The 12,201-nt window shown below is 60.9% G+C and carries 10 protein-coding genes; 3 read left to right on the top strand and 7 right to left on the bottom strand.

Annotated features, from left to right (window positions below):
• Positions 1–246: 246 nt before the first annotated feature.
• Complete coding sequence (locus R4P64_RS33840; protein ID WP_045071553.1) at positions 247–1,671, top strand: aldehyde dehydrogenase family protein; 1,425 nt, start codon at positions 247–249, stop codon at positions 1,669–1,671.
• Positions 1,672–1,735: 64 nt separating this feature from the next.
• On the opposite strand, the gene R4P64_RS33845 is transcribed toward R4P64_RS33840, so the two are convergent.
• The 7 genes from R4P64_RS33845 to R4P64_RS33875 are packed head-to-tail and all read right to left on the bottom strand — an operon-like array spanning position 1,736 to position 8,732.
• On the bottom strand, positions 1,736–2,497 hold the full coding sequence (locus R4P64_RS33845) for an HpcH/HpaI aldolase family protein (RefSeq protein WP_045071539.1): 762 nt from the start codon (positions 2,495–2,497) through the stop codon (positions 1,736–1,738).
• Positions 2,498–2,530: 33 nt separating this feature from the next.
• A complete protein-coding gene (locus R4P64_RS33850) occupies positions 2,531–3,490 on the bottom strand; it encodes an aldo/keto reductase (protein ID WP_317824566.1) in 960 nt (319 codons plus the stop codon).
• Entirely contained in the window at positions 3,490–4,356 is an 867-nt protein-coding gene (locus R4P64_RS33855; protein WP_317824567.1) for an ATP-binding cassette domain-containing protein, read from the bottom strand. The genes R4P64_RS33850 and R4P64_RS33855 overlap by 1 nt, the downstream gene beginning before the upstream one ends.
• Positions 4,353–5,195 (bottom strand): ABC transporter ATP-binding protein, encoded by an 843-nt coding sequence (locus tag R4P64_RS33860; protein ID WP_317824569.1) that lies wholly within the window; start codon positions 5,193–5,195, stop codon positions 4,353–4,355. The genes R4P64_RS33855 and R4P64_RS33860 overlap by 4 nt, the downstream gene beginning before the upstream one ends.
• 3 nt (positions 5,196–5,198) lie before the next feature.
• A complete protein-coding gene (locus R4P64_RS33865) occupies positions 5,199–6,146 on the bottom strand; it encodes an ABC transporter permease (protein ID WP_045071542.1) in 948 nt (315 codons plus the stop codon).
• Positions 6,146–7,150: an ABC transporter permease gene (locus R4P64_RS33870; protein WP_172937825.1), complete on the bottom strand. Its 1,005-nt coding sequence runs from the start codon at positions 7,148–7,150 to the stop codon at positions 6,146–6,148. Before R4P64_RS33870 ends, R4P64_RS33865 begins: the two co-directional genes overlap by 1 nt.
• Before the next feature lie 4 nt (positions 7,151–7,154).
• A complete protein-coding gene (locus R4P64_RS33875) occupies positions 7,155–8,732 on the bottom strand; it encodes an ABC transporter substrate-binding protein (protein WP_317824570.1) in 1,578 nt (525 codons plus the stop codon).
• Between the two features lie 211 nt (positions 8,733–8,943).
• On the opposite strand from R4P64_RS33875, the gene pdxA reads away from it, so the two are divergent.
• Both pdxA and R4P64_RS33885 read left to right on the top strand, forming a co-directional pair.
• The gene (gene pdxA / locus R4P64_RS33880; RefSeq protein ID WP_317824571.1) at positions 8,944–11,196 is read left to right on the top strand and encodes a 4-hydroxythreonine-4-phosphate dehydrogenase PdxA; all 2,253 of its coding nucleotides are present in this window, start codon (positions 8,944–8,946) and stop codon (positions 11,194–11,196) included.
• A 24-nt stretch (positions 11,197–11,220) separates the two neighbouring features.
• Complete coding sequence (locus R4P64_RS33885; RefSeq protein WP_045071550.1) at positions 11,221–11,988, top strand: DeoR/GlpR family DNA-binding transcription regulator; 768 nt, start codon at positions 11,221–11,223, stop codon at positions 11,986–11,988.
• Positions 11,989–12,201 lie beyond the last annotated feature (213 nt).

Consider the following 12,201-nt stretch of genomic DNA (forward strand, 5'->3'; position numbering starts at 1 on the left):
ACTCGACAGGGTGTGGGAGAGTAGGACACCGCCGAACACAACTTGAGAAAGCCCCCCAACATTGTTGGGGGGCTTTTCTCGTTTCACCCCAAAAACCTGTATCGGTCACAAGTTTCACCAGTCGCAGTCCGCCATGGCAATGAACCTGCCACGGAACGTGCCATGCGTGGTTAGGCTCGGAGGAGGTTCCCGGCGCGGAGAGCGCGGGCCCTCACCAACGCATGAGTGATGACTTTGGAGGCTTCGATGACCGATATTCTCGACCGCACCAAAATTTATGTCGACGGATCCTGGATCGAATCGGCAGGTAGCGGCCGTATCGACGTGCTGAATCCCGCAACTGAGGAAGTAATCGCTCAGGTCGCAGAAGGTACTGCAGACGACGTTGACGCCGCAGCGGTTGCGGCACGAAAAGCTTTTCCCGAGTGGTCGGCGTTGACCGGTGCTCAGCGCGCAGAGTACCTGTCCAAAGCTGCGGCGCTGATCGCCGAGCGAACCGACGAACTCGCTGCGCTGGTGTCTGCGGACATGGGTATGCCGCTGGGGTTCGCGAAGCCTGTACAGATCGGTATGCCGCTCGCGAACCTGAACGCGTTCGCGGAACTCGCACGAACCTACGACTTCGACGCTCATGAGGTTGGCAACTCGTTGATCGTCCGTGAGCCGGCGGGCGTTGTCGGCGCGATCACGCCCTGGAACTTTCCTTTGCATCAGGTGGTCCTGAAGGTTGGCGGCGCATTGGCAGCCGGCTGCACGGTTGTTCTCAAGCCAACCGAAGTTGCGCCTCTGATCACGTATGCGCTTGCCGATATTTTTGATGAAATCGGTTTGCCTGCAGGTGTATTCAACCTCGTGAGTGGATACGGACCGGTTGTCGGTGAGGCAATTGCAGGCCACCCCGAGGTGGACATGGTCTCGTTCACAGGTTCTACGCGTGCGGGCAAGCGCGTTGCCATCGTGGCAGCAGACACCATCAAGAGGGTCTCACTCGAGTTGGGTGGAAAGTCCGCAAACGTGATTCTCGATGACGCAGACCTCGAAAAGGCCGTCACGGATGGCGTCGCAAAGTGCTTCATAAACTCGGGCCAGACGTGTTCAGCGCTGACTCGTATGTTGGTTCCGGCGGAGAAGGTGGATGAGGCCGCTGCAATCGCTGCCGCGGTCGCCGCGCATTTCCCTGTGGGAGATCCGACGCAGCCCACTTCCGTGCTTGGGCCGTTGGTGAACGCGAATCAGCTCGGACGCGTTCGAGGGTACATCGAGAAGGGAGTGGCTGAGGGCGCCACAGCTGTAGTCGATGGCCGCGAAACAGGTTTGGCCAGTGGATATTTTGTCGGGCCGACGGTGTTCTCCAATGTCACCGAGGACATGACGATTGCGCGCGAGGAGATTTTCGGGCCGGTCCTCTCGATCATGGGATACAAGGACGAAGCCGACGCAGTTCGGATCGCCAACGGTACCGAGTACGGTCTGGCCGGCGGTGTCTGGTCGGGTGATCCCGATCGGGCGGATCGCGTCGCACGGCAGTTGCGGGCGGGTCAGGTAGAAGTGAACGGCGGAGCATTCAACACGAATGCTCCGTTCGGTGGCTACAAGCAGTCGGGTATCGGACGTGAAGCAGGCACGTTCGGGCTCGAAGAGTTCCTCGAGATCAAGGCAATTCAGCGTTAGTCGGATGAAATGGCGATGCACCCGTACCTCCTGGGACGGGTGCATCGCCATTTCTGTACCTGGATCAGGATTTAGCGGCTTCCAAGTGTTGAGCCGAGACGTTTGCCAGGTGGGTGAGGTCGGAGGCAACCGTCGCGAAGGTGTAGCCCTCTCCGAGACGCTGCGCTGCTATCTGCCCGGCTGGGGTGTGGATTCCGGCGGCAACACCGGCCGCGGCAGCGGCTTCGCGGACCCGAGTGAGCGCAGCTTCGAATTCCTCGGACACATCCGGATCGTTGGAATGCTTGCCGCCGACGGCAATTCGTAGATCGGACGGGCCGACATAGACGCCGTCCAATCCGGGCACTGCGCAGATTTCTTCGACGTTCGCCAGGCCTTGTGGTGTCTCGATCATCGCGAAGACAACTGTGTCGCGGTTCGCGTCGGCGGGGATAGGTCCGACCCGGAGTTGCGAGCGCATCGGTCCGTAGGAGCGAACGCCGAATGGCGGGTACTTGGCGGCAGCGACTGCAGCCGCGGCTTCTTCGGCGTTGTTGATCAGTGGAACTATGACGCCCACAGCGCCGGCGTCGAGAGCTCGCCCGATGGGAGTTGGATTGTTGGCTTCGACTCGGACCATGCCGACGGTGGACGGCGACGAGTCGATGGCGGTGAGCCCGGCGACCATTCCCGAGTAACCGATCAGACCGTGCTGCATGTCGAGTGCGATGTAGTCCCAGCCGACGTGTGCGATCCATTCGGTCGAGATCGGGCTGTCGATGACGGACCAGTAACCGAGGATGCGTTCGCGTCCGCGGATACGTGCGGCGAATTCCTGTGCAGACATAGCGGGGTCTCTCTTGGTGTTGGCGGGTATTTTTCAGCGGTTGTAGTTGGGCATGGGGCCGCGCAGTGCGGCTCCGACCAGCTCGCATTCTTCGACGATCGTATTGTCGAGTGCGCCGCGCTGGAGTGCCGCGATGTTGGATTCCAGGTGTGTGACCTTCGATCCTCCCAGGAGTATCGGGCCGGTTGCCGGCTTACTGACGAGCCAGCGAAGAGCAAGTTCGGTCATAGCGATCCCGGCTTGTTCGGCGATTGTCGACAGTTGCGCGATGGCGTCGAAAATCTGTGTGTTCCAGTACCGCTCCTTGTACATCGACGCGAGGCGGGAGTCGCCGAATCGGCCGTCGGCGGGGTTTTCCTCGAAAGTATGACGCCCGGTGAGTAGTCCACCGCCGAGCGGGTTGTAGACCATGGTGGTCAGCCCGGTCACGTTCGCGAATTCTGCGTATTCTTCTTCGATCCGACGTGCGAGCAAGTTGTAGAGCTGTTGTGCGACGATCGGTCGCGGCGCACCCACTGTGTCTGCGGTGTAGTTGATTTCGCTGATTTGCCAGGCTGCGAAGTTGGAAACACCGAGAGCGCGTATCTTTCCTTCCGCAACCAGTTCGGCGACGGTCGTTAGTGTTTCGCTAAGCGATACCGCTCGATCCGGCTGATGGAGATAGAACAGGTCGACATAGTCGGTGTCGAGCCTGCGCAGGCTTCCTTCGATGCTTGCCCGGAGTCCCTGCGCCGAGAGTGGGCTGTTGTCACCGGCATCGGGGTGCGGCATTCCCGCCTTGGTGGCCAGAGTGACGGAATCGCGTCGGCCATGGAGGAGTTTCGACAGCATGCGCTCGGACTCACCGCCCGCATATCCGTTGGCGGTGTCGATGTGTGTGATGCCGGCGTTCAGTGCTGCGTCGAGCATCGAACCCGCACCCGAAATGTCGACGGTGTCTCCGAATGTCATGGTGCCCAGCACTAGTTTCGGAAGCTCGAGTGGGGCGGTCATCAGGCAACTCCTCGTGATTCGGTCTGCTTGGCTAGCAAGTTCTTGGACAGGGCTGCCACCACGTGCCGTGGTTTGATCCCGACCATGGTGGTGGGATCGAGGGCAGCGCTTCGTAGTGCGCGGGTGTACGGCTCGCGTGGGCTGGCGAGAACTGTTTCTGTGGAACCGGTTTCGACGATGGTTCCCTTCGACATCACGACTACGGTCTCGCTGATTTCTCGGACGACGCCCAAGTTGTGTGAGATGAAAACGTACGTCAGACCGGTATCGGCTTGGATTTCACGTAGGAGTTCGAGTACCTGCGCTTGCACCGAAACGTCGAGAGCGCTGGTGGCCTCGTCACACACCAGGATCTCGGGTCCGCTGGCAAGTGCGCGGGCTATGCCGATGCGTTGACGTTGCCCACCGGAGAACTCCGCCGGACGTCTGTGCAAGGCAGAGCTGGGTAATCCCACGCGGTCGACGAGCTCGGCCGCCACTCTGGCGCGTTCCGCCTTGCTTCGGACTCCCTTGAGTCGTAGGGGTTCTCCGATGATGTCCTCGGCAGTCAGATGAGGGTCCAGCGATCCGTACGGATCTTGGAAGACCATCTGCACGCGGGAGCGGAAGGGGCGCAACGACTTCTCCGACATCTGCGCGATGTCGGTGCCGTCGACGAGAATGCGTCCACTGGTCGGCGTGAGGAGTCGGACGATAGATCGAGCGATCGTCGACTTGCCACATCCGGATTCGCCGACGATGGCAAGGGTCTTACCCTTCTCCACCGAGAAGCTCACAGCATCCACGGCTCGGAATACCCCGTCGGGAACCGGATACTCGACAACGAGGTCTTCGACGGCAAGCAACGGACTGTTGTGTGTGCTCATGCCGAGGCTCCGATCTGGGTTGAACGCGTATCGGTGGCGGGGTCGCCGTCCCAAGGCCCCAGATGCGGTATCGCGTCGAGAAGCTTTTGTGTGTAGGCGCTTTGCGGTGCGTCGACGAGGACGTCGGCGCTGCCGGTCTCGACAAAACGTCCGTCCTTCATCACGTAGATGCGATCGGATACGAGTCGGGCAACTCCGAGGTCATGGGTGATGACCAGCATTCCGATTCCGGTGCGCTCCTGCAACTCGAGCAGTAGGTCCAGAATCCCGGCCTGCACGGTGACGTCCAATGCGCTGGTGGGTTCGTCGGCAACGATCAGCTCGGGGCCGGCGGCAAGTGCGCCGGCGATCAGGACACGCTGCAACATTCCACCCGACAGCTGATGTGGGTACTTGTCGAGTTGCTGATCCGGATACGGAATGCGCACCTGTTCGAGCAGTTCCACTGCCCGCTCGATTTGCTGTTTCTTGGCAGTCACGCCGCTGTGGCGCACGGCTTCTCGAAGCTGACTGCCGACGGTGTGGACGGGACTCAGAGCCGTCATCGGATCCTGGGGAATGAGGGCGATGTGTCGTCCACGAATGTCGTTCAAGATCTTCGTGTTTCCGAGAATGTCCTGGCCCTTGAACGCGGCCTTCCCGGAGAGGACGGCAAGATCGTCCGGAAGCAGCCCTAGGATTCCCATAGCTGTCGTCGACTTGCCCGAGCCGGATTCACCGATGATGGTGACTGTTTCACCGGCATCGATGCAGAAGGACACGCCGTCGACGGCTCGGATTACGCCATTGGCAGTGACAAGTTCGATCTGGAGGTCGTCGACCCGAAGTAGATTTCCCATGTCTCACGCCTTCGCTTTCTGGGCGCTGCCACGCCCGAACAGGCTTGCGCCCAGTCGTTTCGATCCTGTCGGCCGATCGCGCAGGCCGTCGCCGAGTAGGTTCACTCCGACCACCAGCAGCACGATCATCAGGCCTGTCAGCGTCACGATCCACCATGAGGTGGTGATGTAGTCCTGACCGTCGGCGATGATTCGGCCCCATGTCGCGAACGGACGTTGTGGTCCCGCGCCGAGGTAGCTCAACGAGCTTTCCAGAAGGACGGCCTGGGCGAGGAGCAACAGCACGACAAGCGACGCCTGCTTGACGATGTTCGGGATTACGTGGCGGACGAGGATGGCCATGCGGGTCAGGCCCAGGACTCTGGCTGCTGCTACATAGGGCTTTTCGCGTTCGACGAGCACCAAGGAACGGGTCAGTCGGGCGACTTCGGGCCACTGCGCGATTGCGATGACAAACGTGATCACGGGAATGGACGGACCGAACAGCGCGACGACAAGAAGAAGCATCATCAACAGAGGAAGGGACAGCTGTGCCTCGAGCAAGCGTGAGATGACCGTGTCGACCCAACCGCCGAAGTAGCCTGCGGCAGAACCTGCGACGACGCCGATGATGCCGGACACGACGACGGCGAGAATGCCGATTGTCAGAGACACTTGCCCGCCGTGCAGGATTCGCGAGAGTAGGTCGCGTCCAAGCTGGTCGGTGCCGAACAGGTGGCCCTCGCTGAGCGGAGGCAACCGTCGCTGGCTCAGGTTGGTTTGATTCGGATCTGCCAGTGGCAGCAGGCCGGCGAGCGCGACGGGAAGAATCACCAGGAGCGCGCAGATCGAGCCGGCCCAGATCTTGACGCGGCTGTCTCGCTTACGACGTGTGGCTCCGGCGCGAGCGAAATCAGCCTCGGTGACTGCGCTGGGGCGCGGTGTTGTGGGAGGTTCCAAGACTGTGGTCATCAGTTGGCGCCCTTTCCGAGGCGTACCCGTGGGTCAAGGAGGGGATAGAGGAGGTCCACTGCGAGTTGTACGAGTACCGCCAGGACTGCGGTGACGAGTACGGTCGCTTGGATCAGTGGGTAGTCGCGTGTCTCGAGCGCGCGCACCACCAGTGAGCCGACACCAGGCCAGGCGAAGACGACCTCGACGACTACGACGCCGTTGAGCATGCCGGCAAATCTGGTGCCCAGTGCGGTGACGATGGGAATCGCCGAATTACGCATGGCGTATCGCCAGGTGAGTTCGCGTTCCGATACTCCGCGTGATCGAGCGACGGTGATGTACGGAGAGGCGAAGGCCGAGACCATTTCGCGTCGAACCATCCGGGAGATCAACGCGATCTGGAGGATCGCGATAGTGACGGTGGGCAGGATCAACGACGGCCACGTGGTGAATCCGGCAGCCGGGAGCACGGGAATCAAGACCGCGAAGATCGTCACCAGCATCAGGCCGCTCCAGAACTCCGGCATGGACTGTCCGCCGACGGCCACGACGTTCGCGCCGAGTTCGCGTCGCGTGTCCGCGTGACGGGCCATCCACACGCCCAACGGAATCGAGAGCACGGCGGTCAGCAGAATAGAACTGACGGCCAGGGTGATGGTGTACGGAAGTCTGCCGAGGACAACGTCCATGGCCGGCGCCTGGAACGAGTACGACGTGCCGAGATTCAGGTGAAGGAGATCCCACAGGTAGATCAAGTACTGGGAGAACACGGACTTGTCCAAGCCCATGTCAGCGCGGATCTTAGCGAGATCTTCTGTACTCGCTAGCGGCCCGGCCAAAGCATAGGCAGGATCGCCCGGCGCCATGCGGATGAGGACGAACACTGTTGTGAGCGTGAGGAAGATCGTCAGTGCGCTCTGTGCCAAGCGTTTGAGCACGTATTTGAGTGTCGGGTTCATCTTTGTGCGACGACGCGGGGAAATTTCGCGTGCGGTTTGCGGTGTCGGAGCAGTGAGAGTCATCGCCTCAGGCCTCCAATCGGACGGCGCCGAGGTCGTAGGAGTTGATCGGGGTCAGTGAAACATTCTGAACGCGTGTGCGTTTCGCGAGCAGTGCGTTGGGGACAAAACTCCACAGGCAGGGCCAGGTGTTCCAGATGTCCTGCTGCGCGGCGTCGAGAAGAGCGGCACGCTGCGACGGATCCGGTTCGCTCGATGCGGCTTGGATCTTCGCGGTGATCTCGGGGAACACGTACCCGTGATAGGTGTCGCGGGTTGCTTCCTTCTCGGCAGTTCCCGCATACATGCCCTGCAGCGTGGTCAGTGCAAGTCCAGTCTGGTTGCCGTAACCGTTGCCCAGCACATCCCAGTCCCCGGTCTTGCCCTGACGCCACGACGAGATGTCACCACCTGGCTCGAACTGCTGCAGTTTGACGCGAACACCCACTGCTTTCATCATCTCGAGTACCGATTCCATCACCGAAACGTCGTTGGTGAATTCTCCGGTTTCCCAGATGAAGGTGAGTTCCAGGTCATCGGCACCCTCGGCGGCGAGAATTTGCCGCGCTCTTTGTGGATCATATTGGTAGGTACCGGTTTTCACGGCTCCGTCCAATGTCGACGGTGCAGGACCGGTGGCCGGGACCGCCGATCCGATCAGCACGTCACGGGCGAGCGACTCGCCGTCGATGGCGTAGGTCAGTGCCTCGCGGACACGTGGATTGGACAGTGGGTGATCGGCGGGCTTTCGAAAGTTGAAGAACAGTTGGTTGATTCGAGTGCTCGGCACGGTATCGACCTGGACGCCAGGGAGGTCTGCGAGTTGTTCTGCGGAGTCCGGGCTGATCGAGTCGATGACGTCGACCTCACCGCTCCGCAGCGCAACCACTCGGCCGGCCTCTTCGGGGATGAAGCGAACCTGGACTCTACGAACACCGGGGGCTGGGCCCCAGTAGTTGTCGTTGGCGACCAGCGTGTAATCGCCGGTGCCACGGTTCGATTCGCTGACGACGAACGGGCCGGAACCGACACCGCTCTGCAGTTCGTTCGGTTCGTTGGCGGCCGCCGGCGTGATCAAGATATTCGACATGAGTGAGTCGAGCACCGGTACCGGGGATTTTGTTCGGAGAATGAATGTGCGGTCGTCGATCGGGACCACGGTAGGCCACTCCGGGAACTGAGGGGCGACAAACGATCCGCTGACCTGCTGGTACATCTCCATGGCCGTCGTGACGTCGTCGATGACCACGGGGGTGCCGTCGGAGTAGCGGATTCCCTCGCGGAGTCGAACTGTCCACTCGGTGGGGCCGGTCGACTCGAACTGATCGGCAAGAACCAGTTGTGGGGTCAGGGTGTCACCGATGCGGGTGAGTCCCTGCCGGACGCCGCGTTGAGCCGTGACTGCGGCGTCGAATTGGTTGAGTTTGTTGTCGAGACTGACGAGTGAACGGTTGAGTCCGAGCACGAGTGTGTCTTGGGTCGGTTTTCCGGTGGGGCCGGCGCATGCGGCCGTCGAACCAAGAAGTGTTGCGCCACCGATCAGTCCCGTGAACTGCAAGAAGGAGCGCCGGGAGAGCTGTGGTGTTCGCAAACGAGAATTGGTCATCGGTGACCTTTCGATCCTGACGGGCAGCGTGGGGGCGACGCTCCGAGTGGATTGTTTGCGCACAATCGTGTCGGACTCTCGCTTGTAACTCAGCTCACAATGGCACTGTTGCGCACTTCGCGCAAGTCCCGTAACTTCATTTGCGTACTTCGCGCATCAATTGCGGGACTGTGCATACTCGATTCAGACCGAAAGGGGGTCGAGGTAGTCGATGAAACCACTGGTAGTAATCGCAGATGACCTGTCAGGCGCCGCGGAATCGGCCGCTGGATTTCTTGCCCGCAGTAGCTCTGTATCGCTCAGGCTGCGCCCCGGCACGCCGGACGGAAGCGATGTGACCGTCTTCGACCTGCATTCGCGTCGTTCCGATCCCGCTCAGGCCAGGAGCGACGTCCGCACTGTTCTGCAATCGGCCGCGGGCTTCGCTGTTGTGAAGAAGATCGACTCTCTACTCCGGGGCAACATAGCTGCCGAGGTTGCAGAACTTACGCGCGACGGATCGCCGGTCATTGTTGCCGCCGGACTCCCCACGCTGGGACGGACGGTCCGCGATGGCGTGCCACTTGTCGACGGTGTTCCGTTGCATACCACCTCGTTGTGGCGCGCGGAGGCGACGCAACCCCCGCACTCGATCGCCGAAGTGCTCGGTGACTCGGTGCTCACTGCCGACGTACCGCTGGTAGTCGTACGGTCGGAAGCGCTACCTCGGATACTCCAGGAGATCGCCGATTTCGAATCGGTTGCCGTCTGCGATGTAGAAACGGATGCAGACCTTGACATGATTGTGACTGCAGCGCAGAAGGTTCCGCGTTCCAGGCTGGTGGGAACCGCTGCGCTTACTGCGGCCGTGGCGCGAAGTCGAACAGCACGATCGTCGGATACTGCTGTGCAGCTGCGTGCTTCGCGAAGCAGCTTGACGGTTGTGGGGACGGCGGACACCTCCGCAGCTGAGCAGGTGGCGTTGCTTCGGAATTCCGGTGTTCGGCACGTACTCGTGAACAGCGCTGACCTCCTGTCGAATTCGGCTGAGCCGTCTACGATCCTGGAAGCCCTCGATGGCGGAAATGTTGTCGTTTCGGTTGGTGGGCCAGTCGTCCCGACTGAGGCTGCCCGCTTGGTATCTGCTCTGGCTGAACTGATCACAGCCGTCGATGTGAGTCTCGCGGGCCGAGAACGCCCACTTGATCTAGTCCTCACCGGCGGCGAAACCGCACGCAGCGTTCTCGATCGACTGGGCATCGAGCATCTGTCGCCGGTATGCGAAATCGAATACGGTGCAGTGCTTTCCCGCGATCCGACGGGACGCTACATCGTCACGCGGCCGGGCAGTTTCGGCGATGTACACAGTTTGCTTTCCATCACGGAGTTTCTCTCGCGCCCTGCATCGGTCGTCACTCCGCACAGTCCACTTTCGGTAAATCCTTCAGACAACGAGGTCAACGTAATGCCCATCGAATCCGCACCACTGCCGCTGATCGCTGTCACCATGGGGGACGGCGCCGGCGTCGGGCCCGAAGTGATCGTTCCGGCGTTACTCGAGGACGAAACAAGAAAGCGTTGCCGCCCAGTTGTTGTCGGCGACGCAAAACGCCTACGTCTGGCTGCTGAAGTACTCGGCATCGATGTCGACGTGGTCGCGGTCGACGAGATCAAGGATGCCGAATTCACGTCCGGACGGATCAACGTTATCGACCTTGACCTACTGCCGGAGGACTTGGCGTGGGGTGAACTGTCAGCCGTTGCCGGAGACGCCGCATATCAGTACATCCGTGTTGCAAGCGAACTCGCTGTCCGCGGTGAAGTTCAGTCGATCTGCACAGCGCCCCTGAACAAGGAGGCCCTACATGCAGCAGGTCATATCTTCCCGGGACACACGGAGCTGCTCGCGCACCTGACAGGTACCGAGGAAGTGTCGATGATGCTGTCGACGCCCAAACTCAAGGTCATCCACGTGACCACGCACATCGGGCTCCTCGACGCAGTTGCTCGGATCGAGCCCGGACTGGTCGAACGGACTATTCGTCGAGGTCACGAAGCCTTGGTGCGGACGGGAAATCCGGAACCGAAGATCGGAGTGTGTGGAATCAATCCGCACGCGGGAGAGAACGGGCTCTTCGGCTACGGGGAGGAAGAACAGAAGATCATTCCGGCCGTCGAACTGCTTAAAGCAGAGGGAATGGATGTGCACGGCCCGCTGCCCGCGGATACGGCATTCTTCCTGGCCGGCCGTGGCGACTACGACTTGATCGTCGCGATGTACCACGATCAGGGGCACGGTCCGGTCAAGGTTCTCGGAATCGAAGCGGGCGTCAACATCACCGTCGGTTTGCCTGTCATTCGTACATCGGTAGACCATGGAACCGCCTTCGATATCGCAGGTAAAGGCATAGCCGAGGCCGGTAGTATGGTCGAGGCGCTGCGACAGGCAGCCGAATTGGCAACCAGCACATTCGTTTCCAAGTAGGCGCGGAGTTTCGAAGGGGGAGCGATGGCCATCCGGGAATCGGAGGCGAGGCGATCGGAGATTGCGAGGCTCGCTCGCACCAGCGGTCTGGCCAGTGTCGAGGATCTGTCTGCTCAATTCGGGGTGACCGCGTCCACGATTCGCCGCGACCTGAGCCAGCTGACCGCGCAGGGGGTTATTGCCCGAACATACGGTGGCGCGATTGCTCTCAACCCTCATCCGGAATCCTCCTTGCGTCAACGCGCAATGGAGGGGTTCGAGGCCAAGCGGGGAATTGCCGAGTGGGCTGCAGCGCAGGTCCGGCCTGGAGAGACCGTCCTCTTGGATGCCGGTACGACGGTGGGCGCGATGGGCGAGTTCTTACGTCACGTGACGAATTTGACGGTGATTGCTGCTGGCTTGACCGCGCTCGAAGCGCTGGCCGATGCCGAGGGTGTCCGAGTCGAATGCCTCGGCGGGACATTGAGGCAGCTCAGCCAGGGGTTTGTCGGGCCACTCGCTGAGGCATCGCTACAGCGGGTGTCCTTTGACAAGGCCTTTCTCGGTGCTGATGCCGTGACCGCTGACTTGGGTATTTGTGAAGCAGAGCTCGACCAGACGCGATTGAAGGAGATGATGATCGAGCGCGCCGGCGAGGTCTACATACTTGCGCACTCCGCCAAGCTCGGGGAACGGCCATTCCATGCGTGGGCCCCGATTCCTCCGGGGGCGGTGCTGGTCACCGATTCCGCAGTAGACGCACGGCAAGTCGCATTGTTCGAGGACGCCGGAATACGGGTCGAGATTGTGTGAGTTCGCCCTTCATCCTTCGGTGTCCGGCGTCACATTTGCGCAATTTCGGTGAATTGACGGTGATATGACGGGCTCTAGCTGCGGAAATGGCAAAAGCATTCGCCCTGACCAGGCGATTTGTTAAAGGCTTCGGCAGTCGCGTAACTTATTCCAAGTCAGAGCGACACGGACACCGACTCCCGCTTCACAGCGAGTGACACGAGGTTGTACGAA

Source organism: Rhodococcus sp. IEGM 1366 (assembly GCF_033142425.1).
Lineage (GTDB): Bacteria > Actinomycetota > Actinomycetes > Mycobacteriales > Mycobacteriaceae > Rhodococcus_F > Rhodococcus_F globerula.

Bases quoted from the DNA above. Each gene is read 5' to 3' on its own strand.
- R4P64_RS33845 (WP_045071539.1), bottom strand. From the start codon at position 2,497: ATGTCTGCACAGGAATTCGCCGCACGTATCCGCGGACGCGAACGCATC.
- R4P64_RS33855 (WP_317824567.1), bottom strand. From the start codon at position 4,356: ATGAGCACACACAACAGTCCGTTGCTTGCCGTCGAAGACCTCGTTGTC.
- R4P64_RS33860 (WP_317824569.1), bottom strand. From the start codon at position 5,195: ATGGGAAATCTACTTCGGGTCGACGACCTCCAGATCGAACTTGTCACT.
- R4P64_RS33840 (WP_045071553.1), top strand. From the start codon at position 247: ATGACCGATATTCTCGACCGCACCAAAATTTATGTCGACGGATCCTGG.
- R4P64_RS33875 (WP_317824570.1), bottom strand. From the start codon at position 8,732: ATGACCAATTCTCGTTTGCGAACACCACAGCTCTCCCGGCGCTCCTTC.
- R4P64_RS33870 (WP_172937825.1), bottom strand. From the start codon at position 7,150: ATGACTCTCACTGCTCCGACACCGCAAACCGCACGCGAAATTTCCCCG.
- R4P64_RS33885 (WP_045071550.1), top strand. From the start codon at position 11,221: ATGGCCATCCGGGAATCGGAGGCGAGGCGATCGGAGATTGCGAGGCTC.
- pdxA (WP_317824571.1), top strand. From the start codon at position 8,944: ATGAAACCACTGGTAGTAATCGCAGATGACCTGTCAGGCGCCGCGGAA.
- R4P64_RS33865 (WP_045071542.1), bottom strand. From the start codon at position 6,146: ATGACCACAGTCTTGGAACCTCCCACAACACCGCGCCCCAGCGCAGTC.
- R4P64_RS33850 (WP_317824566.1), bottom strand. From the start codon at position 3,490: ATGACCGCCCCACTCGAGCTTCCGAAACTAGTGCTGGGCACCATGACA.